At 55.7% G+C, this 24,520-nt stretch carries 26 protein-coding genes; 18 read left to right on the top strand and 8 right to left on the bottom strand.

Annotated elements, in window-relative coordinates; translation table 11 throughout:
• Positions 1-7 precede the first annotated feature (7 nt).
• Genes WEB54_RS08470 through WEB54_RS08450 form a run of 5 tightly spaced genes read left to right on the top strand, consistent with a single transcriptional unit; the run spans position 8 to position 4,019 of the window.
• Positions 8-535, top strand: a complete 528-nt coding sequence (locus WEB54_RS08470; RefSeq protein ID WP_368055041.1) for a TRAP transporter small permease — start codon at positions 8-10, stop codon at positions 533-535.
• A 2-nt stretch (positions 536-537) separates the two neighbouring features.
• On the top strand, positions 538-1,830 hold the full coding sequence (locus WEB54_RS08465; protein WP_368055039.1) for a TRAP transporter large permease: 1,293 nt from the start codon (positions 538-540) through the stop codon (positions 1,828-1,830).
• 21 nt (positions 1,831-1,851) lie between these two features.
• Complete coding sequence (locus WEB54_RS08460) at positions 1,852-2,295, top strand: type II 3-dehydroquinate dehydratase (protein WP_368055037.1); 444 nt, start codon at positions 1,852-1,854, stop codon at positions 2,293-2,295.
• Positions 2,296-2,349: 54 nt separating this feature from the next.
• Positions 2,350-2,640, top strand: coding sequence for a hypothetical protein (locus WEB54_RS08455; protein WP_368055035.1), 291 nt, complete (start codon positions 2,350-2,352; stop codon positions 2,638-2,640).
• 53 nt (positions 2,641-2,693) lie between these two features.
• Positions 2,694-4,019, top strand: a complete 1,326-nt coding sequence (locus WEB54_RS08450) for a methyl-accepting chemotaxis protein (RefSeq protein WP_368055033.1) — start codon at positions 2,694-2,696, stop codon at positions 4,017-4,019.
• A 49-nt stretch (positions 4,020-4,068) separates the two neighbouring features.
• Here the strand turns inward: WEB54_RS08450 and WEB54_RS08445 are convergent, their stop codons facing one another.
• Positions 4,069-5,313: a LysR family transcriptional regulator gene (locus tag WEB54_RS08445; protein ID WP_368055031.1), complete on the bottom strand. Its 1,245-nt coding sequence runs from the start codon at positions 5,311-5,313 to the stop codon at positions 4,069-4,071.
• A 331-nt stretch (positions 5,314-5,644) separates the two neighbouring features.
• On the opposite strand from WEB54_RS08445, the gene WEB54_RS08440 reads away from it, so the two are divergent.
• From WEB54_RS08440 to WEB54_RS08400, 9 genes are all read left to right on the top strand, one after another.
• A complete protein-coding gene (locus WEB54_RS08440) occupies positions 5,645-6,667 on the top strand; it encodes a TRAP transporter substrate-binding protein (RefSeq protein WP_368055029.1) in 1,023 nt (340 codons plus the stop codon).
• Positions 6,668-6,741: 74 nt separating this feature from the next.
• Complete coding sequence (locus tag WEB54_RS08435) at positions 6,742-7,269, top strand: TRAP transporter small permease (RefSeq protein WP_368055027.1); 528 nt, start codon at positions 6,742-6,744, stop codon at positions 7,267-7,269.
• Positions 7,266-8,552 (top strand): TRAP transporter large permease, encoded by a 1,287-nt coding sequence (locus WEB54_RS08430; protein ID WP_368055025.1) that lies wholly within the window; start codon positions 7,266-7,268, stop codon positions 8,550-8,552. Before WEB54_RS08435 ends, WEB54_RS08430 begins: the two co-directional genes overlap by 4 nt.
• Positions 8,553-8,859: 307 nt before the next feature.
• Entirely contained in the window at positions 8,860-9,549 is a 690-nt protein-coding gene (locus WEB54_RS08425; RefSeq protein ID WP_368055023.1) for a 4-carboxy-4-hydroxy-2-oxoadipate aldolase/oxaloacetate decarboxylase, read from the top strand.
• Entirely contained in the window at positions 9,542-10,585 is a 1,044-nt protein-coding gene (locus tag WEB54_RS08420; protein WP_368055021.1) for a 4-oxalomesaconate tautomerase, read from the top strand. The genes WEB54_RS08425 and WEB54_RS08420 overlap by 8 nt, the downstream gene beginning before the upstream one ends.
• A gap of 183 nt (positions 10,586-10,768) precedes the next feature.
• Positions 10,769-11,647: an amidohydrolase family protein gene (locus WEB54_RS08415; RefSeq protein ID WP_368055019.1), complete on the top strand. Its 879-nt coding sequence runs from the start codon at positions 10,769-10,771 to the stop codon at positions 11,645-11,647.
• A 30-nt stretch (positions 11,648-11,677) separates the two neighbouring features.
• Positions 11,678-12,592, top strand: coding sequence for a DUF1932 domain-containing protein (locus tag WEB54_RS08410; protein WP_368055017.1), 915 nt, complete (start codon positions 11,678-11,680; stop codon positions 12,590-12,592).
• Complete coding sequence (locus WEB54_RS08405) at positions 12,589-13,539, top strand: Gfo/Idh/MocA family oxidoreductase (RefSeq protein ID WP_368055015.1); 951 nt, start codon at positions 12,589-12,591, stop codon at positions 13,537-13,539. Before WEB54_RS08410 ends, WEB54_RS08405 begins: the two co-directional genes overlap by 4 nt.
• Before the next feature lie 207 nt (positions 13,540-13,746).
• The gene (locus WEB54_RS08400; protein ID WP_368055013.1) at positions 13,747-14,667 is read left to right on the top strand and encodes an RDD family protein; all 921 of its coding nucleotides are present in this window, start codon (positions 13,747-13,749) and stop codon (positions 14,665-14,667) included.
• 150 nt (positions 14,668-14,817) lie between these two features.
• Here WEB54_RS08400 and WEB54_RS08395 read toward each other — a convergent pair whose 3' ends face one another.
• Genes WEB54_RS08395 through WEB54_RS08375 form a run of 5 tightly spaced genes read right to left on the bottom strand, consistent with a single transcriptional unit; the run spans position 14,818 to position 18,838 of the window.
• Complete coding sequence (locus WEB54_RS08395; RefSeq protein ID WP_368055011.1) at positions 14,818-15,525, bottom strand: alpha/beta fold hydrolase; 708 nt, start codon at positions 15,523-15,525, stop codon at positions 14,818-14,820.
• Positions 15,522-15,989 (bottom strand): nuclear transport factor 2 family protein, encoded by a 468-nt coding sequence (locus tag WEB54_RS08390; RefSeq protein ID WP_368055009.1) that lies wholly within the window; start codon positions 15,987-15,989, stop codon positions 15,522-15,524. The genes WEB54_RS08395 and WEB54_RS08390 overlap by 4 nt, the downstream gene beginning before the upstream one ends.
• A gap of 13 nt (positions 15,990-16,002) precedes the next feature.
• Positions 16,003-17,307, bottom strand: a complete 1,305-nt coding sequence (locus tag WEB54_RS08385; protein ID WP_368055007.1) for a TRAP transporter large permease — start codon at positions 17,305-17,307, stop codon at positions 16,003-16,005.
• A complete protein-coding gene (locus WEB54_RS08380) occupies positions 17,307-17,822 on the bottom strand; it encodes a TRAP transporter small permease (protein WP_368055005.1) in 516 nt (171 codons plus the stop codon). Before WEB54_RS08380 ends, WEB54_RS08385 begins: the two co-directional genes overlap by 1 nt.
• A gap of 17 nt (positions 17,823-17,839) precedes the next feature.
• Complete coding sequence (locus tag WEB54_RS08375) at positions 17,840-18,838, bottom strand: TRAP transporter substrate-binding protein (protein WP_368055003.1); 999 nt, start codon at positions 18,836-18,838, stop codon at positions 17,840-17,842.
• Positions 18,839-19,087: 249 nt separating this feature from the next.
• On the opposite strand from WEB54_RS08375, the gene WEB54_RS08370 reads away from it, so the two are divergent.
• Positions 19,088-19,756, top strand: coding sequence for a GntR family transcriptional regulator (locus WEB54_RS08370; protein ID WP_368055001.1), 669 nt, complete (start codon positions 19,088-19,090; stop codon positions 19,754-19,756).
• Positions 19,757-19,872: 116 nt separating this feature from the next.
• Here WEB54_RS08370 and WEB54_RS08365 read toward each other — a convergent pair whose 3' ends face one another.
• The gene (locus WEB54_RS08365) at positions 19,873-20,304 is read right to left on the bottom strand and encodes an SRPBCC domain-containing protein (protein WP_368054999.1); all 432 of its coding nucleotides are present in this window, start codon (positions 20,302-20,304) and stop codon (positions 19,873-19,875) included.
• Positions 20,301-20,675, bottom strand: coding sequence for an ArsR/SmtB family transcription factor (locus WEB54_RS08360; protein WP_368054997.1), 375 nt, complete (start codon positions 20,673-20,675; stop codon positions 20,301-20,303). Before WEB54_RS08360 ends, WEB54_RS08365 begins: the two co-directional genes overlap by 4 nt.
• A gap of 106 nt (positions 20,676-20,781) precedes the next feature.
• Here WEB54_RS08360 and WEB54_RS08355 point away from each other — a divergent pair, with 106 nt between their 5' ends.
• From WEB54_RS08355 to WEB54_RS08345, 3 genes are all read left to right on the top strand, one after another.
• Complete coding sequence (locus tag WEB54_RS08355) at positions 20,782-21,174, top strand: SRPBCC domain-containing protein (RefSeq protein ID WP_368054995.1); 393 nt, start codon at positions 20,782-20,784, stop codon at positions 21,172-21,174.
• A gap of 257 nt (positions 21,175-21,431) precedes the next feature.
• The gene (gene glyA, locus WEB54_RS08350) at positions 21,432-22,694 is read left to right on the top strand and encodes a serine hydroxymethyltransferase (protein ID WP_368054993.1); all 1,263 of its coding nucleotides are present in this window, start codon (positions 21,432-21,434) and stop codon (positions 22,692-22,694) included.
• 258 nt (positions 22,695-22,952) lie between these two features.
• On the top strand, positions 22,953-24,335 hold the full coding sequence (locus WEB54_RS08345) for an L-serine ammonia-lyase (RefSeq protein WP_368054991.1): 1,383 nt from the start codon (positions 22,953-22,955) through the stop codon (positions 24,333-24,335).
• Positions 24,336-24,520 lie beyond the last annotated feature (185 nt).

Genomic DNA, 24,520 nt, shown 5'->3' with positions numbered 1-24,520 from the left:
TTAAGTTATGAAGATGCGCCAGAGTATCCATCGTATCGCGACGTGGTTCCGACGTGCTACCAATGCCGTCGCCGCTGCCATGCTTGCCGTAATGTTTATTTCGTTTTTAATCACTGTACTTTTCCGATATGTACTTAACTGGCCTGCAGGCTGGGCTTCGGAACTTAGTACTATGATGTGGGTATGGCTTGTTCTGTTTGGCGCAGCCTTCACATTGGGCGAACGGGACGAAATTCGATTCGACATTTTCTATAGCAATGTCCCGCCCCTGGCCAGGCGAGTAATGACCGTACTCTTCTCCTGTGGCGTTGTTCTGCTTTTTTTAATTTCACTGCCTGCGGTATATGACTATGTGACTTTCATGAAAGTGCAGAGTACATCTTACCTGCGTGTTCGTTACGACTGGCTTTACTCCATCTACGTTGTCTTTGCTGTGGCTGTTGTACTTCGCTACCTATGGCTTGGTATTCGTGCCGCCCTTGGGCACGACCCAATGGTTGCGAACGAACCCCAAAGCGACAGTAATAGAGGTTAATAATGGATCCATTTACGCTCGCGCTTCTGGTGATTATTGCTCTGGCACTTCTGGGTTTACCCATCGGTTTGTCAATGATTTCAGGCTCTATTGTCTATCTCTTTATGAATGGTATGGACATGGGTCTGGTTGCCGAACGGCTATTGAACAGTATGTATGGTGGCTACGTTATCCTTGCCGTTCCGCTGTTCATTTTAGCGGCGGACTTGATGAACATTGGCACCATGACCGATCGACTGCTCCACTTCTGCAATGCTCTGGTTGGTCGGTTTCGTGGCGGATTGGCTTATGTGAATATTGTTCAGTCCATCATTTTTTCCGGAATGTCCGGTTCTGCATTCGCAGACGCAGCCGGTACTGGCCGGATTATCGCTAATATGATGATAAAGGACGGCCGCTATACGCGAAGCTTTGCTGCGGCATTGACGGCAAGCGCTGCAGTCATAGGCCCGATCATCCCGCCTTCCATACCGATGGTGCTGTATGCGCTTGTTTCAAACGCATCCATCGGCTATCTGTTTTTAGGCGGCATTATCCCCGGGTTGCTCATGGGGGTCATGCTGATGGCGGTAGTATGGATCACAGCGCGCTACAAAAAGTTTCCGGTAGAAGAACCCACTCCCGTCCGGGCCTTGCCAGGCATTACTGTTCGTGCTTTCCCTGCGTTGATGCTACCGGTCGTTTTGTTAGGCGGGATTTACAGTGGGGCAATGACACCGACAGAGGCAGCAGCTGTGGCGGCAGCCTATGCTTTATTGGTGTCGATTGTACTTTATAGAAACATCGGCATAAAACAGATATATGGCTCACTCGTCAATAGCGCCCGCTCTTCTGTAGCCATTGGTATGTTGATCGCCGGTGCGCTCGTCTTTAACTACGTCGTGACGTCCGAGAACATCCCTCAATCTTTGAGCCTGTTTTTGGAAGGCTATAACTTGTCGGCATTGCAGTTTTTGCTCATCGTCAATCTGGTGCTTCTGCTGCTTGGATGTCTGTTAGAGGGAACGGCCATTATCCTGATCATTGTGCCGGTCTTTATTCCTTCTGCGAACGCGCTGGGCATCGACCTCGTTCACTTTGGTGTGATTACGGTAGTAAATATTATGATTGGGCTGGTGACACCGCCCTATGGGCTACTGATATTCATCATGCAAAGCATCACCCGGGCGCCGCTACGCAGTCTGTTCGTCGATCTGATTCCATTCATTGGTGCTCTGTTCCTGGCATTAGTGTGCATCACGCTTTTTCCCGACATCGTTCTCTGGCTACCACGTCAATTTGGCTACGATGGCTAAAAACAACAAGAGGAAATTGAAATGAAGCCGATCTATATCCTTAATGGCCCTAATCTCAACAGACTGGGAAAGCGTGAACCTGAGATTTACGGTCACACCACATTGGACGAAGTTGAGTCTATGTGCCGCAAGGCCAGCGGTCATTACCCGGTGGTTTTTCGTCAGTCCGGTTACGAAGGTCAGTTAGTGGAATGGATACACGAAGCCATTGACGAGCCCGCCGCTGCGATCATCATTAACCCCGCGGGGTTAACCTTTTCTTCCATTCCGATCCTGGATGCGCTCAAGATGTTTCCAGGCCCAATCATTGAGTTGCATATTTCCAATATCCATCGTCGTGAGGACATTTATCACAAGTCGCTGGTTTCCCGAATAGCGACTGCCGTTATTGCCGGCCTTGGTCCAACAGGGTATCGAACAGCAGTGGAGGCCGCGTTAAACCTGATCGAGAACACCAACCATTGACCGTAGCCACCCAATATTGGTTCAAGCAACAATTATAAATTACAGGCGCCTGTCATGAACCGTGTTTCTATTACCCTGAAGATCAGTCTGCTCATAGTAGCGTTGTTTATTGCGCTACTTACTATGGCGGTGCTGTTCGTTAATGGCTTCCAATCCGTCATTACTAACATTGAGAACGATGCCGAACTCAGGCAATTCAATGCTTCGCTGACTGACGACTGGGGTCGCCTTAAACAGCAATATACAGTGGCCAGGGATATGGGCCTCGCTACTCGGCGCGAGTTGTCCAGCTACCTGAGTTGGAGCAGGCGCTTGAGGACGCCAAGACAACTGAGGAAAACCTGACAGGCAAGTTAACCCGCCTGGATACAAGGCTGGTCCAGAACTGGGATGCGGTAATGCAGTCCCGGACTGGCGAGTCACTGCAAGTGTTGGTTGACCAGCTTCAGGTTGAGTTTGAAGCATTGCGTATCGCTTTCGGCGAAGCAGGGAATGCCTGGGTGAACAAGGCAAGCTGGAATGAGAACAGCGAGGTCCAGGAACGATTGGATGAGTCGTTGGAAGACGTGGAATCTCTGGTCAATCTGATGAACACGCAGTATCACACCCTGATGAACTTACGGTCCGAACAACTGATCACTTCACAGCAAACTACGGTATTCAATCTGATCGTAGGTCTCGTTGCCCTGTTGGTGCTAGCGGGCGCTGTAGCTTTGTGGGTGCTGCGTAAACTGAAACGAGACCTTAAGTCCATCGTCGGTGCCACTAAAAAACTGGCGGGTGGCGATTTGACCGCGAACATCGAGGCTCGTGAAAACGGCGATGAAGTTGACGAGGTTAAGCTGGCTGTTGCACAAATGAACGCCAAGCTTTCGGGCATCGTCGGGTCTGTCATGCATCTATCAGAACACCTGCGCACCTCCGCCAGCGATATCATGGCTGACACGGAAGCCCGCTTTCACGACGCCGAAGCTCAACAGCAGAAAATGAAACAACTGGCCGAGGCAATCCGAGAGCTGCAATCGGCTTCGCACCAGGTCTCTGAAGCGGCGGTACAGTCGCTGGGAGTGGCCGAGCAGGCGAATGAGGCGGCGGCCGACGGGAACATCACTGTGCAGAGTACGGTAGACGCCATACAGGCCCTGGCATCGGAGATCGAACAATCAGTCACGGTCATTGAGCAGCTCGACGGTCAGGCCGAGAACATCACTACAATCATCGATTCCATCCAGGCCATTGCCGAACAGACCAATCTTCTCGCCCTGAACGCTGCCATCGAAGCGGCCCGTGCCGGCGAGCAAGGCAGGGGCTTCGCCGTGGTCGCCGACGAGGTGCGCAAGCTGGCACACCGAACCCAGCAATCGACCGAGGAGATCAAGCAGACGCTGGAGCAACTGCGCAAAGGCACCCGGGCAGCCGTCGGTGTGATCGGGGACAGTCACACCAGGTCAGTCGATTCGGTCGATACGGCCAGCCAGGCTGGCAGTGCTATCAAACGGTTCGTCGGTTCAGTCGAGCAGATTAAGGACTGGACCTTGCAAACCTCGGCAGCCGCCGAGGAACAGAATGCAACGCTCGCTGGCATTTCCAGTACTGTTAACGACGTTAACGCCATCACCGAGGAAAATACCCAGCGCGCACGGGTGTCACTGGCTTCCACGGAATCCCTGAACCAGCTTAGCCAGGAGCTGCTCGAATCGGTGTCTTACTTCAGGGTACGGTAGTCACTTAATTCCAAACTCGCTGAGCAAAGACATCCCGCAACCTGAGTGGTCACCTGACCTTGCGGCTAGTACTCGCCAGCGCCTGCGCCAGTGAACGAACGATGGAGATAAACAACCGCTGAGTGGTGGTCGGTTGCCAGTCCTTGCGCGTGGTGATGCCAATCGGGCGCTCGACCGGGGGCATGTCGACGTTCAGCACCGTGAGAATGCCTTCCTGCTGCTCGTGTTCGATCTGGTGGCTGGAAATGAAGGTCAGCCGGTCACTGCCCAGCAGCAGTTCCCGAATCACGATCTGCGAGCTGCATTCAATAACGCCGCCAAGTGCCCCCGGATCCTGAGACGCGATCAAGCGGTTGAACAGGGCCCGGGCCGGGGTGCCCTCACGCGGAACAACCCAGGGGTAGCCGTGCAGGTCTTCCAGTGTCAGGGCACCCCGCCCGGCCAGCGGGTGTTGTTTGCGCGCCACCACCGAGATCGGGCTGGTCAGCAGTTGTTCCTGGTGAATGTCCGAACTCGGTGCCGGGTCACGCAGCGCGCCGATCAGTAAATCCAGCTCGCCGTGCAGTAGCCGGTTCAGCAGGTCGTCGTAGGGCCCCTCCAGAACATCGACCCGAATCTCAGGCTTCAGCGCCGAAATGCGGTTAATGGCCGCGGGTAGCAAAAAGGTTCGCGCCAGCGGCATGGAGCCGACCCGAATCAGAGTGGAATCCGCCCCCTGCATTTCATGCACTTCAAATAGCCCTTGCTCGAGTTCGCGCAACCCCAGCAAGGCGAAGCGTGCCAGGCGCAACGCAGCGCGGGTCAGGCTGATACCAATGCTGGTTTTTTCGAACAGAACCGCGTTGAGCAACCCTTCCAGCTCACCGGCGGCGCGATAGACCGCCGGCTGCGAAATACCCAACGACCGGGCCGCCGTGCTATAGCTGGTCGCGGTTTGCAACGCCAGCAAAGCACGCAAGTGGGCGTTGGTCATCTGATCAGAGGGATGAACAGACGCCCGAACCCCTTCCTGCTTGCGATCGGCAATGCGCACCGCCTCCCGCGCACCGGTGCGCAGAAACGCCATGCAGCGGTCTACCCGGTGCACCAGCAATTCGCCACTGTCGGTCAGGTACATGCCGTTATGGCGTCGCACGAACAAACCGATGCCCAGACGGGCCTCAAGCTTGCCAACGGCTTGGGTCACTGCCGATTGCGACAGAAAAATACGCTCGGCCGCCGCGCTGATGCTGTGCGAGCGAGCGACCTCACTAAAGGCCCGCAAATGCCGTAAATTGGGGATCTTATCAAGCAATACACGGCTCCCATTCGCTTGAAATGTTACATAAGTTTAACCAACTTATAACATAAATTAATACCTTGTTAAGGAAAACTAACTGGTTCATCCGCGCCAGGCTGTGAATACTGGGTTCATAACGGTTGCAGATTGCCTGATCGTTCAGGCGAAATTCAGGATCTGGATTACACTCTGTGCCAATGGTCGACAACTACCCCGAACGCTTGGGCACGTGTCGATTGGAACTTGCAGCAGTCTTGCAGTAAGAAGCCGCCTGGCCGGGAAAGACTGGCCGGATACACGAGCCCAGGGGGCTTGTGTATTAAAAAAACAACGAGGTAACTGAATTATGCTTAAGCACGTTAAGACAACATCCCTGATTGGCCTGATGGCTGTTTCCGCCGCCTCTGTGCAGGCTGAAGAAGTCACCTTGCGCGTTGGCCACCTGTGGCCAGCGGTCGCTGCTGCCCATACCGACGTCGTACAGGCCTGGGCCGATGCGGTCGAAGCGGACTCCGATGGCCGCATTGAAGTACAAGTCTACCCAAGCGGCCAACTGGCAGCACCACCGGCTCAGTATGATGCTGTTAAAAACCGCATCATGGACGCCACAGCGACGGTTCAGGGCTACACGGCCAACCGTTTCCCGCTAACCCAGCTGGTTGAACTGCCAGGCGTTTCCGACAGCGGCAAGCAAGGTGCCTGCATTTTGCAAAACCTGATGGACGAAGGTCACATCGACGAGGAATACAGCGACACCCAGCCCATCTTCATTTTCACGCATGGCCCGGGCGGTTTCCACGTTTCCGGCACCAGCATCGACTCGCCTGACGACCTGGAAGGTCTGCGCATTCGTCGCCCGACCACTGTTGTGGGTAACATTCTGACTGAACTGGGTGCCCAGCCAGTCGGGATGGCGGCGCCTGAAAGCTACACTTCCATGCAGCGTGGCGTTATCGATGGTGTTGCCCTGCCCTGGGAAGGTGCTTTGTCTTTCCGCCTGAACGAGCTATCCGATTCACACACTGAAATCGGTGGCCTGTACACCCTGGCGTTCATTCTGACCATGAACGAAAGTGTCTATAGCAACCTGTCTGCCGAAAACAAAGCGGTTATCGATGCCAACTCCGGCATGGACTGGTCGCTGAGAGCCGGCGAAGTGTTTGATGCTCAAGACGTTGCCGGTCGCCAGCAGGCGGTCGATGCCGGTCACGAGATCATTCAGATCGAAGGCGGCACCAGCAACCCGGCCTGGGCACCGTACATCGAGCGTGCCAAAGAGACCTACCTGGCTGATCTGGAAGGCCGTGGTCTGCCTGCCCGTGAAGTGTACGAGCGCGCGATGGCGTTGCGTTCACAGTGTGAAGTCTAAACGACTTTGAATCAGTGCCTTGCGCCCGATGAGGGCGTAAGGCACTGCCTTCCTGTTTCCCTGGAGCGATCCCTGTGCGTAACCTGATTGACTGGATACGAAAGCTTTCACTCGGCTTCAATATCATCGGTGGTACGGCCCTGATCCTGACCATGGTGATCGTGCTGCTAGAAATTCTGACCCGTACGATTTTCGGCCTGACCGGTGGCTCCGTTGACCTAACCTTCAGCGGTGGCTTCGAACTGGTCCGCCACGGCATGATGATTACCTTTGCTTATTCAATGCCCTACTGCCTGGCCCGGGGTCAGGTGGTGGTTGATATCTTTACCGATAGCTGGTCCAACCGTATCAAAGCCATTATCTCCGGCCTGTATACCCTGTTATTCGGTATTTTTGGATTTCTGATGAGCTTCCGCCTGGTTGAGTCTGCTCATACTGCGCTGCAGTCGGGTGAAACCACTCAGGATCTTGCCTTGCCCATGAGCACCATTTATTACATCGCCGCTGTCGGCATGTTTATGCTTGGACTGCGCGGTTTTGCCATCGCCTGGGAGGAGATTTTTATCAAAGACGAACCTCTGAAAGCAGGTGACACGCTATGAGTTCACAACTGATCGGTTTTATCTGTGTCGCCGGTATGCTCGGCATGATCGCACTGCGTATGCCCATTGCATTGGGCATGGCGATCGCGGGTTTTATCGGCTTTGGCTGGATCGTCGCCTTTGACCCGGCCATTTCCATTCTGGAAAGCGGCGCTTTCGAAACCATTTCCAATTACGATTTCAGCCCGATTCCGATGTTTATTTTCATGGGAGTACTCGCCTCCAAGGCGCGCATGTCGGCTGAACTGTTTCACGGTGCCAAAACCCTGTTCGGTGCCTGGCGCGGTGGCATGGCATTGGCAGCGGTAACATCGTGCGGCATTTTCTCTGCGATCTCCGGTTCTTCACTGGCAACCGCCGCGAGCATGTCGAAAGTTGCCTTGCCGGAAATGAAGAAGAATGGCTACGCCGATTCTCTGGCCACTGGCACTCTGGCCGCAGGCGGCACCCTGGGCATCATGATTCCGCCTTCCATTGCCTTGCTGCTGTATGGCCTGTTGACTGAACAGTCTGTCGGCGACATGTTCATTGCCGGCATTATTCCCGGCTTTATGGGCCTGTTGTTGTACATGGCTGCCATTGCGATAACGGTAAAAATATTTCCGCATCTGGCGACGCCCGGTGAAGCCACAACACTGCGACAAAAACTGTCGGGCCTTAAAGGGCTTATCCCTTTCGGTGGTATCTTCGCACTGATTATTGGTGGCATTTACGGTGGTATTTTCACCCCCACCGAAGCTGCTTCAGTAGGTGCCTTCGGTGCCCTGATCATCGCTCTGTACCGGGGCATGAACTGGAAAGATTTTGTCGATGCCGTAGCGGAAACCCTGGTGGTTTCCACAATGATTTTCTTCATGGTGATCGGCGCAGAAATCTTCAGTGTCTTCCTGTCGGTATCTCAGGTGTCGAACAGCCTGGTGAATACGGTCACGGCGCTGGAACTGTCGCCGTTTATGATCCTGCTGTGCATTCTGGCGCTGTACATTGTGCTGGGTATGGTGATGGACAGTATTGCCATGCTGCTACTGACCGTACCCATCGTATACCCGCTGGCGATGGCGGCCGGTTTCGATCCGATCTGGTTTGGCATTGTGACCGTGATCACCGTTGAACTGGGCCTGATTACACCACCCATTGGCATGAACGTGTTCGTCATCAATTCCGTCGCCAAAGACGTGCGCATCACCTCTATCTTTAAAGGGGTTATTCCTTTTGTGCTGTCAGACATCGTGCGTCTTGCATTGATAATCGGGTTTCCGGTGCTGGCACTCGGGTTGTTGTAACTCAGGTTTCAGCGCTCGGGTTTGTTGTGTGCAAGGAGTCCGTGCCGGGTTCCGGGTGAGCCTGGCAGGGGTCGGCGTAAACCCATCCATGGGGCCTAGACCGCATGATATGAATCCCATCCATGGGATTCACCCTTCGGGCTCGCTGCGCTCATGCTAAAACGCTCCAGGCGTTTTAGTCCATGTTGCGGCCTACCCCTGAAAAGCTAACCCGGCACCTGGCACTAAAGTGGGTGCCCTTGCCAAATAAAACAATTCATCGGGGCTGGTTTTTCAGACTCCGGTGCAATGAATAATGGAGGCTACTATGTCTACTTTGTCCCAACCCAACGTTGTTGTACAACACATTGAACGCGCCGACCAGGCGATTATCGACGGTCTGGCTGAATGTGGCGTTGCCACCGTTCATGAATCCCAGGGGCGCAAGGGCCTGCTGGCCGATTACATGCGACCCATCTACAAAGGTGCCCAGGTAGCGGCTTCTGCCGTTACCATTTCAGCTCCGCCGTGCGATAACTGGATGGTGCATGTGGCCATCGAACAGGTAAAACCCGGCGATATTCTGGTGCTGGCACCGACCTCGCCTTCCAACGCCGGCTACTTTGGTGACCTGCTGGCCACCTCCATGCAAGCACGCGGTGGCGTTGGCCTAATTATCGATGGCGGTGTACGCGACACCAAAGATCTGACCGAAATGAACTTCCCGGTCTGGTCAAAGAATGTGTTTGCACAGGGCACCGTGAAAGAAACTCTGGGTTCGGTCAACGTTCCAGTGGTATGCGCTGGTGAACTGGTCAACCCGGGCGACATCATCGTCGCCGATGACGATGGCGTTTGTGTGGTGCGCCGCGAAGAAGCCGCCGAAGTGCTGGAAAAATCACGCCAGCGCATGGCCAACGAAGAAGCCAAACGCCTGCGTCTGGCCGCCGGAGAGCTGGGTCTCGACATCTACAGCATGCGCGAACGGCTTGCTGAAAAGGGCCTGAAATATGTCTGAGATCGCCTGCATGTGGATGCGCGGCGGCACCTCCAAGGGTGGCTACTTTCTGGCCAATGATTTACCCGAAGATACCGCCAAACGCGACGCCACCTTACTGCGCGTCATGGGCTCGCCCGACCCGCGCCAGATCGATGGCATGGGCGGGGCTGACCCGCTGACGTCCAAGGTCGCCATTGTTAAAAAGTCCGACCGCGACGACTGTGACGTTGAATACCTGTTCCTGCAGGTCTACGTGGATCAGGCACTGGTTTCCGACGCCCAGAACTGCGGCAATATGCTGGCTGGCGTCGGCCCGTTTGCGATTGAACGCGGCCTGGTTAGTGCAACCGGTGATGAAACCGACGTGCGCATCTTTATGGCCAACACCGGTCAGGTAGCCGTCGCCCGCGTCATGACACCTAGCGGCCAGGTCAACTATGACGGCGATGCCGCCATCGACGGCGTACCAGGAACCTCCGCACCGGTTCTGATTACGTTTAAAGACACCGCCGGTTCCAGCTGCGGCGCGCTGCTACCAACAGGCAACCCGTACGACACCGTCGAAGGCACCCGCATCACCTGCATCGATAACGGCATGCCCTGCGTAATTCTGCGCGCCCGTGATTTCGACATCACCGGCACTGAAACCCGCGAAGAACTGGATGCCAACGACACGCTGAAAGCCCGCCTGGAAAAGATTCGTCTGCAGGCTGGCTACCTGATGAACCTGGGTGATGTAACGGATAAAACCGTACCAAAAATGACCCTGGTCAGCGCACCAACACAAGGCGGTGTACTTTCTACACGAACGTTTATTCCACACCGCTGCCACGCCTCCATTGGCGTGCTGGGCGCGGTATCGGTCGCCACTGCCGCCGCCATTGAACACAGCGTTGCACACGAAGTAGCCGAGCTGTCCGGTGATACCATGGCGATTGAACATCCAATTGGCGAGACGACCGTTGTACTGACGCGGGATGAAAAAGGCGACATTGAAAGCGCAGCGATTTTGCGTACCGCCAGAAAATTGATGGACGGCCAGGTGTTCGTTTAACCACCCGGCCAAGGGTCGGGCGCTGGCTTTCCAATAAGGGGGTGTTCGCAGCATGGATGCTGCGACCAAGGCTACAAGGACGTATTCACGCCGACCCCGTTCGGGAAGACAGCGTCCGACCCGACCCCATGCCACCCGAACAACCACGACTGCCAACGAAAGCCGCAGTCAGGAGATCAGACTATGACCATGAGTGAAGGCTATTTGCCGTTTCATCCGAATCCGAAAAAACCAGACTATAAAGCGCCTGAAGGTGCCGTCGATGCGCACTGCCATGTGTTTGGCCCGGCCGATCAGTTTCCCTATGCGCCGGAACGCAAATACACACCTTGTGACGCCGGTAAGGATCAATTATTTGCTTTGCGCGATCATCTCGGCTTCAGCCGCAATGTCATTGTGCAGGCATCCTGCCATGGCAAGAATAACGATGCCCTGGTCGATGCATTGGTCACCGCTGGTGACAAAGCCCGTGGCATTGCCTTTGTAGGTAAAGAAGTCACCCATGAAGAACTGAAAAAGATGGACAAAGCCGGTGTTCGTGGCGTGCGTTTCAACTTTGTTAAACGCCTGGTCGACACCACGCCCTGGGAAGATTTTCTGGAAATCGCCGAGAAAATCAAACCCTTCGGCTGGCACATTGTTGTTTATTTCGAAGCGCCTGATCTTGAAGGCTTGAAGCCGCTGCTGGCTAAGTTCGACACCACCATAGTGGTCGATCATATGGGCCGGCCCGATGTCAGCAAGGGCGTCGACAGTGCCGAGTTTGCATCGTTCGTTGGCTTGCTGGCCGACAACCCGAACATCTGGGTCAAAGTCAGCTGCCCGGAACGCCTGACCATCGACGGACCGCCGTACACTGATGTGATTCCGTTTGCCCGCAAGCTAGTCGAAACTTTTCCCGAGCGCGTGCTCTGGGGTACCGACTGGCCGCACCCGAACATGTCGTCGCATGTACCGGACGATGGCCAGCTGGTCGACGTGATTCCGCATATCGCGCCTACCGAAGAACTGCAGCAAAAATTGCTGATCGACAACCCAATGCGGCTTTACTGGGAACGTTGATTGTTATCCGGACAGACGAGGGAGAAGACCATGAACACGACCGATCTTAAACTCTGTTTCATCGGTTTCGGTGAAGCCGCCGAAGCATTCTGGAGCGGAATGGATCACAGCCCGGTCAGTTCGGTTAGCAGTTACGATGTTTTGACTGAAACACCGGGCACAACAGCACAGCAGGCCATGCAAACCCGGTGCGATGCATTACAAGTACCGGTGTGTGCCAGTCTTGAAGTCGCAATCAGTGAGGCCGATATAGTAATTTCAGTGGTGACGGCCGATCAGGCGTTGGCAGTTGCGAATGCCACTGCACCACTGATGCATAAAGGCACCCTGTTTCTCGACTGCAACTCCTGTGCTCCGCAAACCAAGCAGGCCTCGGCTGGTGTGATTGAAGCTGCCGGAGGACGCTATGTCGACGTCGCCGTGATGGCGCCGGTTAACCCGGCCAGGAATCGTACGCCGTTGTTACTCAGCGGGCCGCATGTCGACGACGCCAAAGTGGTTCTGGACGCCCTGGCGATGAATGCTACGATTGAACCGGGCCCGGTAGGCACCGCATCCTCAATCAAAATGGTGCGCAGCATCATGGTCAAAGGAATGGAAGCCCTCTTTGCCGAGTGTGTACTGGCCGGGCGACTGGCCGGTGTCGACACTCAGGTGCTCGCCTCGCTGGAACATTCCCACCCGGGTTTCGACTGGGAAAAACGCGCCGGTTACAACCTGGAGCGCATGACCCAGCATGGCATTCGCCGCGCCTCGGAAATGGAAGAGGTGTGCCACTTTCTGAACCACCTGGGCCTTGAAGAGCCGTTGTCGGCGAGCACTGTTCGCTGGCAAGACCGCCTGGGACACTCGGGCATCGTTGCTGACCCGGCGAACTACGCCGACACCACCGATGCCATGATCAAGACCTTTCAACTCACTCCCATGAAGGAGGTTCAACGATGAAAATTTGTATCGCCGGTGCCGCCGGTGCCTTTGGCATGAAACACCTGGATGCAGTCCGTAAGATCGACGGCATTGAAGTTCATTCGGTCGTTGGCCGCGACGCAGAAAAGACGGCAGCATTCGCTAAAGAGCAGAACATCCCCCATTCATTCACCGAACTGGGCGATGCCCTCGCTCAACCCGAGTTGGATGCCGTTATTCTGGCCACACCAACCCAGGTTCACGCCAGCCAGGCGATTGCCTGCTTGAAAGCCGGTAAGCACGTCATGGTCGAAATCCCGATGGCCGATAACATCGACGACGCCCGCGAACTGGTCAAAGTCCAGAAAGAAACCGGGCTGGTTGCAATGGCCGGTCACACCCGCCGCTTTAACCCCAGCCACCAGTGGATTCACGATAAAATCCAGAAGGGTGAGCTGAAGGTTCAACAGATGGATGTGCAGACCTATTTCTTCCGTCGCAGCAACAAGAATGCGCTGGGCCAGGAACGCAGCTGGACCGACCACCTGCTGTGGCACCACGCTTGCCACACCGTCGACCTGTTCCAGTATCAGGTTGGTGAACGCGCCAGCAAGCTGCAGGCATTGCAGGGGCCGATTCACCCGACCCTGGGCATTTCGATGGACATGAGCATCGGCATGAAGGTGCCCAGCGGCGCCATCTGCACCCTGTCGCTGTCGTTCAACAACGATGGTCCGTTCGGCACTTTCTTCCGCTATATTTGCGACAACGGCACCTACATTGCCCGTTACGACGATCTGGTCGACGGCAATGAAAACCCGGTCGATCTGAGCGGTGTTGCGGTATCGAACAACGGCATCGAACTGCAGGACCGTGAGTTCTTCGCCGCCATCAAGGAAGGCCGGGAACCCAATGCCAGCGTCGAGCAATGCCTGCCAGCGATGGAATCGCTGCACACTCTGGAGCAGTTGCTCGAAGCCGAGTAAACGCCAGCCAGATCCTACCACTCAGCGGTGACCTTGTTCGAAAACCAAGGTCACCGCAAGTTTTGTTACCCCATCGCCTGAACCCGCGAGGGGAGGTAGGATTGCTCTCCCAATATTCTTTTAGTTAGTCAGTCAGGCAGCCATTCCTGCCTAGTTCGCCAAATCAGGTATGATTAGCGCCTGTTTTTGGTTTCAGGTTGAGAGTGCATGTTAGCGTCCCCCGACTGGCTGAGTAGCCTTTCCCGCCGCATAGGCGCCCTGGTCATTGATGCCGCTGTGCTGGTTTCGGTTGGTTTTGTGCTGGGCTTGGTATTCGAATCCTATTTTGTCGAGCTGTCTGTCTGGGCTCGCGCCATTGGCTTTGTGATTGCGCTGCTGCATTTCGGCATACTAAACAGTGAACTGAACAACGGCCAGACGATTGGCAAGCGCCTGCTGGCGATTCGCGTGGTGAATCTGCACAACGAGAGCGTCAAACTCGATGTCTCGCTATTGCGCAGCCTGATTCTGATCACCCCGTTTTTTGTACAGGGCTCCGGCCTGCCTTCGGCCCTGCTGCCCACGCTGTGGATCTATCCGCTGTCCCTGATACTGTTCGGTGGCCTGGTATCAACAGCTTATCTGATGCTGTTCAATCGCCGCACCCGCCAGGGCCCACACGACTGGATTTGCCGCACCTTTGTCGTCAATCTGGAAAGCGACCCGAACCGGCCGGAACCCATCTGGCTTGGCCATTCGGTTGTGGTCGGTTTTATTCTGGTACTGGCGTTGTCGTTGCCGGCGGCGGTGCTGCAATCCAACATCGCCCAGCCACAACCGGACCTGGACCGCAGCGCGGAGCTGCTGATGCGTCTGGACACCATTAGTCGTGTGCAAATGACCCGGGTAGACGCCGGACGGGGTGATGGTGATGCTGAAAATCGTTTTACCAGTGTGCAGGTAATGCTGACTGAAAACCGGGTGAACGATGCAGACCTGGCCGCCGCCATCGCCGAGCGTTTATTACAGGAGAATGATCGAGTTCGGACCCAGGGGCCGTTGATGATTAATCTGACGTATGGCTATGACATTGGAATTTTCAGTCGGTGGGACAGCCGGATGCATCGGTTTAATGTGGCGGAGGATTGACCACCCGTGGCACATAACCCGTAGGAGGGCAGTCCTCTGCGCGACCTGAGAGAATCCTGGCCGGTGTAAAAAACCATTGGCAATGGTCAGTTTCACCGGTTGGTTTTGCTACCGATCGCCCAGAGGACCGGACTCCTACAAAAGACTCCCTTAACTCAACCACTGCCAGAACGCTTCAGTCATCGCTCTGGGTTGTTCCATGGTACTCATATGGCCCGCGTTCTCGATGATCTCGATTCGACTGTGCCGCACCTGATCCGCCATCGCCTGATGCTGCTCAGGCGTGCTCCAGGCATCCTGTCGGCCGACGATGAAGGTGGTTGGGCAGTCGATGCTGGCCAGTACCGGCGTTGCATCCGGGCGCTCTATTAACGCTTTGATCTGGGCTTCGAAAATCGCCGGGTTTTTGCGATCGAACATGGTGATGATGTCGTTGATCAAAGCTGTGTCGTTAAGCCTGTCCGGGTGGATCATGCCAGTCACCCAATCGCGGGCCATAGCAGCCACCCCCTGATCATGAGCGGTTTTTACCCGGGCCATCCGGCCTTTCACTTCTTTCTCACCTGCCTCACCTTCTGCCAGTGCCGCATAGCCGGTATCGAGCAGCGCCAGGCGCTGTACTTTTTCCGGGGCCAGGCGCATCACTTCCAGCGCGACGCGTCCGCCCATGGAGTGACCTGCCATGGCGAAGGTATCCGGAGCCTGGTTAAGCACGCGTTTGGCCATGGTGACCAGGTTATCGTCGCTTTCGTAGTCGACAACGATGCAATCCCAGGCTTCACTTAGTGCCGCGATCTGGTCTTCCCAGACGGTGTGATCGCACATCAGCCCAGGCAGTAACATAAGGGTCGGTTTCATGGTTGCTGACTCGCTATCGGTTGATTCAGAACAAACAGCGCCCGGCGTTCCTGCAAACGCCAGCCGGCGTCGGTTAACACACAGCGGTCATGGTACTCGCCAACGAGACTGCGGTGAACCGGTGCACCGAAGACCTCGGATTCCAGTTCACCGGCTTCACTCGAATACAACGTTACATAAGCCAGTGAATCTGCCTCGGTTTCGGACACCAGTGTGACTCGCTGGTTGGTTACCAGGTGGCGGTTCAGTCGGTTTGGTGGGTTCTTCAGATAGGCCTGCAGTATCGCCTCTCGCCCGATCAGTGGGTCGGGCGTGGTGGGCCGGTAGAGGCGACCCTCGGGCGTAAACAGTTGCACAAAATATTCAAACTGTTTGGTATCCAATGCATGCTGGGCATCGAGTACCAGGCGGTGAATGGCGTGCTCTGCCAATAAAGTGTTCAGCACTGCCGGGTCGGTTGTCATTACGAAAACTCTCTCAGGTAATCATGGTGTTGGGTAAAAACAAAACGATCTGCGGGAACATCACGTAGAGTGCGATAGCTACCAGCATCATCAGCCAGAAGGGTGCAACGCCGATGAAAATATCACCCAATGGTACTTTAGGCGCCACTGATTTGACGATAAACACATTGATGCCCACCGGTGGACTGATCAGCCCCATTTCCAACGTCAGTACCACCAAGACACCAAACCAGATCGGGTCGAAGCCCAGGGCGGTAATCACCGGAAAAAAGATCGGCATGGTCAGCACCAGCATGGCAAAGCCTTCCAGGAAACAGCCGAGCACCAGATAGGTTAGCAGAATCAGCAACAGTATGCCGTAGGGCCCCACGTCGAGCCCCATCAGCATCTCACCAACAGCGGTCGGAATATGGCTCAGCGCCAGAAACGGGTTAAGCATGTGGGCGGCAATCAGAATCAGCATGACGGTCGTGGTGGTAATCACCGCACCACGCGTGGAACGCCACAAGGTGCCCGGCGTCAGAGTTCGCGTTGCAAACCCATAGACAATAACCAGGCCCGCACCGACAGCCGCGGCTTCAACCGGCGAAAAAATCCCGCTGTAAATGCCACCGATAGTCAGCATAATCACTACAGTAATGGGAATTGCGCCCAACAGACCTTGCGCCTTTTCCTGCAGGTTGGTTTTTGGACCCTGCGGTGCTAGCTGGGGTTTTATAAACGCCAGAAAGGTGATCATCAGCACAAACAACGACATGAGTACCAGGCCTGGAATAACGCCAGCCAGAAACAGCTTGCCGATCGATTGCTGTGTCAGAATCGCATAGATCACAAAGCCCGTTGAAGGCGGAATCAAAATACCGAGTGTACCGCCTGCGGCCACGGCCCCGGTCGAGAGTTTCGGACTGTAATTGAAGCGTTCCATCTCACCAATGGAAACACGGCCCATGGTCAGTGCAGATGCAACCGACGAACCGCACAACGCCGAAAAACCAGCACAGCCGACGACCGTAGCCGATGCAAGGCCGCCGCGAATTGAACCAATAACCGCGTAAGCCGCGTCGTATAATTTACGGCTCATACCGGTTTCGGTGGCGACATTGCCCATCAGAATAAACAGCGGGATGACAATCAGTTCGGCATTGGACGCAACGGTGTAGGTTTCACTGGCCAACAGGCTCAATGCATTACCCGGCGACGCCAGGATAGACACCCCGACAAAGCCCACGGCAAAGATCGCGAACGCAACCGGTATGCGCAATAACAACAGCACAAGCAACGCCAGAACACCCAGCCCGCCGATTAATTCATTACTCATTACAAATCCCCTGGCAGGGTGTCCAACACCCGGTCACGACCGAGCAAAATTAAAGCCACTCGCAACACCATTGATAGGCCCGCTAGTATTGAAAAAGCAGCGATGATGTATTGAAACGGTGCTTTTGGAATGTTCAGAATGTTGGTACTTAAATTGAGCATCGAGGAGATGGCCGCACTGTCGACCATGGTCCAGGCGATGCCGAAGAAAATCAGGGCGCCGGTCAGGCGACCCACTACGGTCAGCAGCAGATTAAGCTGTGGAGAAAACTGATGTTCCAACAGGTCGACGGCAACGTTAGCGTCTTTGCGGTCCACCATGGCGACCGATCCAAAGATAATAATGATCAGCGCCATCTGCACCAGATCCTGGGTGCCCCTTAGCGGGGCCCCCATCAGGTTTCTGCCGGCGACATCGAACAGAATGGTAGCGACGATACCGATCAGGGCCAGAGCGGCGATGACCGCAGAGAACCTGACCAGGTGATCGGTCCAGACTTGCAGAAACCTCAGCATGACAGCTATTCCTCAGCTCAGCGGTTTTGCATATCGTTCAGTACATCGCGCGTCTGGTTAGACGACAACTGACGGCTCAGGAAGGTTCCCGCAACATTTTCAAACGCGGCCACTTCGTCTTCGCTCAAATCAATCACCGTATTGCGGCTGTCGGCACGCACGCTTTCCAGAGTGCTGTCAGCCAGTGCATTCCAGGTTTCCTCACCGCTCTGCGACAAACCACGACCGCTGTTGGCATCTATAATGGCCTGATGTTCAGCGGACAAGCCATCGTAGCGTTGCTGGTTCATCACCAGGTAAAACATGATGTGGCCCAACGGGGCGCCCAGCGTATAGCTGTTCGCCACCTCATCCAGTTTAAAGTCAGTAATGGCACTGGAACCGGTGATGATGCCGTCGATCAGGCCGGTTTGCAGGGCGTTATACATTTCACCAGCAGGCATCTGCACCGGGGTGCCGCCCATTTCATTGACGAATTCACCCGCCACACTGCCGGATACCCGGATTTTCAAACCGCTCAAATCCGACGGCGAGCGAATCTCGTGATCTTTCATAATGAACACATTGGGCTCACTCACCCACAACGCCAGCGGCTTGGTGCCGGGGAACTCACTCTTCAGGCTCGTATCGTAAGCGTTCCACAGCATGTCGTAGCCGGTCATGCCTTCGGGAATCGCACCCGGCAATTCCACCACCATCGACTTGCCAAATTGCGATGAGGTATAGCCCGCCAGGCCCCAGGTAATGTCAGCTACGCCCTGCAGTGCGCGCACATACTGCTCCATCGGGCCAGCACCCAGTTCGCCACCCGGATACACTCGGACCGTCAGCTCACCGTTTGAGTCGGCTTCGATACCGGTTTGGAACGGCTCAACAACGGCACTGGTCACCACGTGGGCCGGTGGTACAAAGTGGGCAAGTTTCAATTCTTCTTCTGCATGCACGGACAGAAACGGAGTGGTCAGGGCGAGAGTAGCAGCAACGGCCTTAACGCCGTTTCGCAATGAATGGGCCATAGAGAGCCTCCTGTGATCGTAATCATTGTTGGTTTTATAGTGGTATCAAGGTCGATCTGCTGTCTTTATGAAACAGTGATTCATACGACAGTGCTTGTGCTTGTGGATCCCAAGATAGTAATTACCTTGACTATGGTCAATGAAATTTAATTTTATGGATCCACAAATATCGAGTATGGTGATTTCATCGATTGCCCGCCCAACCACAACAACTGCCGGGGCAGTCGGCATTTTCAGGGGTACCAGGGCATGAGTCAGGTTAATCAGTCGGTCATTTCACAGCTGCGACGCTTTATTCGAGACGGAGCGTTCCAGCCCGGCGCCAAGATGCAGGAGCTACCCATTGCCGAGCAATTCGGGGTCTCCCGCACTCCGGTCAGAATGGCGTTTCGTGTGCTCGAACAGGAAGGCTTGCTGGAACGCAGCGGGAAAAAAGGCTTTGTCGTACGCAGCATTTCCCAAGAGGATGTAGTCTGTGGCATCGAAATACGCGGCGTACTTGAAGGCCTGGCGGCGCGGCGCATGGCGGAAAAACCAGTCACTGAGCAGCATCGTCAGCAGTTAAACGCCTGCTTGCAAGACAGCGAAGTCCTGGTGCGAAAAGGGGATTTCACAGAGGCGCTGATCGCTGACTGGAGCGACATCAACCAGCGCTTTCACAGCATTATTCTCGACGGCGCCGGCAGCCGCGCAATTGCCGATGCCATAGCGCGCAACAACCACCTGCCCTTCGCCTCGGCTGATTCGATCATCATGGACACCCAGCATCCGGATGCCGAGTTCAGAAAAGTGGAAATCGCTCACCTACAACACCAACTGATCGTTCAGGCAATCTACGAAGGCGACAGCGTGCGCGCAGAAATGCTGATGCGGGAGCATGCCTACATAGGCATCAAGTACGGCCAGTTTCTGGGGTAAGGCAGTAAGCCTTTTTCAACAACCTGTTAAGAGACTCGCCAACACCCTCAGATCAACCGTAGCCGAGAAGGTAATGCATTTCGAGCCAGGCCAACCGTCGCTCATCAGCGCCGTGTTTACCTTACCCAGCCTTCGAGCCCGTCTAAACAGCCTTCCCAGCCTGCCTTATGCTCTGCAACAGCCGCTTCACTGCCAATCCGTTCATGGATTACAATCACTTCAGTACCTTCATTCATCGGTTTGAAGTGAACAATCACTCGCTCGGGCGCCGGTTGCTGGTCACTCGATACCCATGAATACACCAGCTTTTCATCCGGTACGATTTCCTCAAAGGTCCCCTCTATCCACAACCAGCGACCATCGGGCATTTCGTTGGCAATGCGGTATTGCCCGCCAACAGTCAGATCGATTTGTGCATCCGGGCAGCCAATGCCTTTTGGCCCCCACCATGACTTCAGCGCCTCGGGCGTTGTCCAGGCGGTAAAGACCCGACTGGGGCTGGCTTTAATGTGGCGCCGCGTGATGAGACTCAGGTCAGCATCGGTCATGTAGAGTCGTCTTCGAGGTAGTGTTGCAAGCCATCCAACTGATTGTTCCAGAAGCCCCGGTAATGCTCCAGCCAAACATCGGCGTCAGCCAGTGCACCCGCCTGCAGGGCACAGTGCTGCACCCGGCCGGATTTCGTGCGCTTGATAAGAGACGCATTTTCCAACACGCGAAGGTGCTTGGAGGCTGCCGGCAATGACATCTGTAACGGCGCGGCCAATTCGCTGACCGACGCCTCACCCTGGGCCAGTTCAGCCAACAGTCGGCGTCGGGTTCGATCCGACAGTGCTTTAAAAAGCAGATCGAGCTGGTCGTCGTCCAGCGCCTGCGGTGGAATAGTCGTTTGCGTCATCATGCGAGAATTGTTAACCATTTAGTTTAGCATTGCAATAGTTAACCATCTGGATTAACATTCACTTACTAAACCAAATGGTTTAGCAAAATAACGAACCCCCGACCGATCCAGAAGGAGCCCGGCCATGACCGCGTTACAACAAGACATCGTCTTCAACACCGACCCCGCGACGCTTTACAACGCTTACCTGAATGCCGACCAACACAGTGCCTTTACCAAGGCACCGGCCACCATAGAACCAACCGAAGGCTCCGCTTTCAACCTGTATGGCGGTGGCGTGGAAGGCCGCAACATCGAATTGGTAGAGAACCAGCTCATCGTCCAGGCCTGGCGGGGCGCCGACTGGGCCAGCGGCCACTACTCACTGGTGACCTTCGAACTGACACCGCACGAGGGTGGCACCCAACTGCGCCTTACTCATACCGCCTTTCCAGAAGGTGCCGGTGACCACCTGGAAGGTGGCTGGCATAAAATGTACTGGGAGCCGATGAAAGCCTGGCTCGCATCGACCAACTGATCGGCTGACTTCCATGATACCGGGCTACTCGGAGCATTGAGTGGTCCAGGCACACTACAAACACCCCTCTGATCAGCGAGCAATTCGGGTGCATCCCGGGATGCTTAGACAACATCACAGGCCTGTCGCAAATCCTCGATCCCATGTCGTGCCCGAGCAGATCAACTGTCGTCAACGGGCTTACCATCGCTGTTACCCCTTTTAATAACCCATGCCTGGTTCGTCAGGTTTGTTTTCACTACCCGGGAATCGCAGCCATGTTCAGCAAAACCAAAACACTGTCCTCTTACGACGAAACCCTCTGGGCGGCCATGCAGGACGAAGCCGTTCGCCAGGAAGACCATTTGGAGCTGATTGCCTCCGAAAACTACACCAGCCCCGCGGTGATGGAAGCCCAGGGCTCCTGCCTGACCAACAAGTACGCCGAAGGTTACCCGGGCAAGCGCTACTACGGCGGTTGCGAACACGTCGACCGGGTTGAGCAACTGGCCATCGACCGGGCCAAGGCATTGTTCGGTGCCGACTACGCCAATGTTCAGCCGCATTCCGGCTCCCAGGCCAACGCGGCAGTGTATATGGCGCTGCTAAACCCAGGCGACACTGTTCTGGGCATGAGCCTGGCCCATGGTGGTCACCTGACCCACGGCGCCCACGTCAGCTTCTCCGGCAAGATTTACCACGCAGTGCAATACGGTTTGAACGAGGCTAAAGGCGAGATTGATTACGACCAGGTCGAAGCCCTGGCAAAAGAACACAAACCGGGCATGATCGTCGCCGGCTTCTCGGCCTACTCCCGCGTCGTTGACTGGGCGCGTTTCCGCGAGATCGCCGATATGGTCGGTGCCTATCTGATGGTCGACATGGCACACGTTGCCGGTCTGGTCGCTGCGGGCGTCTACCCCAACCCGCTGCCGCACGCCCATGTGGTGACCACCACCACTCACAAAACCCTGCGCGGGCCGCGTGGCGGTCTGATTCTCTCGTTAGGCCAGCCAGACCTGGAAAAGAAGTTCAATTCAGCGGTATTCCCGGCCGGCCAGGGTGGCCCGCTGATGCACGTCATCGCCGCCAAGGCCGTTGCGTTCAAGGAAGCCGCCGAGCCAGAGTTCAAGAGTTATCAGCAGCAGGTTGTTCGCAACGCCCAGGCCATGGCCGGGGTGTTGATTGAACGCGGTTACGACATCGTCTCCGGCGGTACCGACAACCACCTGTTTCTGCTCAGCCTGGTCAAGCAGGGACTGACCGGTAAAGAAGCAGATGCCGCCTTGGGTGAAGCACACATCACCGTCAACAAAAACGCGGTACCGAACGACCCGCAATCGCCCTTTGTAACCTCGGGCCTGCGCATCGGCTCACCGGTGATTACCACTCGTGGCTTGAAAGAGCCTGAATGCCGCGAACTGGCCAGTTGGATCGCCGATATTCTGGATGCCTTGCAAGCCGGTGATGCCAGTGCGGCCATCAGTGAGGTTCGTGACAAGGTCAGTCAGCTGTGCCGGGATTATCCGGTTTACGGGTGAAGTGCAAGCAGAGAGCTCTTAACTCAAGTTTTGGAGTTCGCTGGCAAAGGATTAGCACCGGATGCCAGGTAGGGCTATCGAGGGTGGTCCGCAGCAAGGATGCTGCGGTCCAGGCCCCATGGATGGGTTTACGCCGACCCTCGATAGCCCTACCTGGTGGCCGGTGCGGGCGACTGGCAACATTGCCAACCGCGAACTCCGAAACTTGAGTAAAGAGTTCGCAGCTCAAAACTCAAAAAACTTTAAGAGAGAATACCCGTGGCCATCAGTCTGTTTGATATGTTGAAAGTCGGTATTGGCCCCTCCAGTTCCCACACGGTAGGGCCGATGCAGGCGGCCCGTCGCTTTGCATCGGGTCTGAAAAAAGCCGGGCAGCTCGGCGAGGTCGCTCGCATCGACATTCAGTTGTACGGTTCATTGGGTGCGACCGGCAAGGGCCATGGCACTGGCCCCGCAGTGGTGCTCGGGCTCGAAGGCCACCGCCCGGATACCATCGACCCGGCCATTCTGATCCCCAGAATGGAGGAGATTCGCGCTCAGCAAGCACTGAATTTAAACGGGGAACATCGCATCGCCTTCATTGAGGCGACCGACCTCACTTATCACCGCAAGGAATCACTGCCCTACCACCCGAACGGCATGATGTTTACCGCCTTCGATGCCGAGGGAGAAACCGTGCGTCAGCGCACTTACTACTCCGTCGGTGGCGGTTTCGTGGTCGACGAGAAAGCGGCGGGTGCAGACCGGATCGTGGAAGACAAGACGCCCCTGCCCCATCCGTTCAAAAGCGGCGTCGATCTGCTGGTTCAGTGCAAGACGCACGGCCTGTCGATTGCAGGCGTGATGATGGCCAATGAGCAAGTCTGGCGCAGCGAGGCCGAGGTACGGCAAGGCATCTTGCACATCTGGCAGGTGATGCAGGAGTGCGTGCAAAACGGCATCAGCAACGAGGGCATTCTGCCCGGCGGTCTCAAGGTTAAACGGCGGGCGGCGAGGCTCCACGCCTCGTTAATGGACATCAACCGGCAAGACCTGATCTCGCCCTCGCTGAGCGCCATGGACTGGGTCAATCTCTATGCACTGGCGGTGAATGAAGAAAACGCCGCCGGTGGCCGTATGGTCACCGCCCCGACCAACGGCGCTGCGGGAATTATCCCGGCTGTGTTGCACTACTACTGGAACTGGTGCCCCAATGCCAACGAAGACGGCATCATCAATTTTCTGCTAACGGCGGCGGCCATTGGCATTCTGTTCAAGGAAAACGCCTCGATTTCCGGTGCCGAAGTCGGTTGCCAGGGTGAAGTCGGCTCTGCCTGTGCCATGGCGGCCGCTGGCCTGGCGGCGGTAACAGGTGGTACTCCGGAGCAGGTCGAGAACGCGGCAGAAATTGGCATGGAACATCACCTCGGGCTAACCTGCGATCCCATTGGCGGGCTGGTACAGGTACCCTGTATCGAGCGTAACGCAGTCGGCGCGGTCAAGGCGATCAACGCCGCCATCATGGCGCTGCGCGGCGATGGCGAGCACTTCGTGTCTCTGGACAAGGTCATCCGCACCATGCGCGATACCGGCCGGGACATGCTGGATAAATACAAAGAGACATCCCGCGGCGGCCTGGCAGTCAACGTAATCGAGTGCTAAACAAACTTCGGAGTTCAATTTCCCATTGGTGCCAGGAGTCCGTGTCAGGCACCGGGTAACCCTATCTGGGGTCGGCGTGAACCCATCCATGGGGCCTAGACTGAAGCATCCATGCTTCAGACTTCCCCAGATAGGGTTACCCGGCACCTGACACTTAGCTGGTTGCGAACTCTGAAACTTGAGTT

Origin of the sequence: Saccharospirillum sp. (assembly GCF_040881935.1) — a bacterium.
Lineage (GTDB): Bacteria > Pseudomonadota > Gammaproteobacteria > Pseudomonadales > Natronospirillaceae > Saccharospirillum.
Note: the sequence above shows the minus strand (reverse complement) of the source record. Positions and strands in the feature narration are given on the sequence as shown.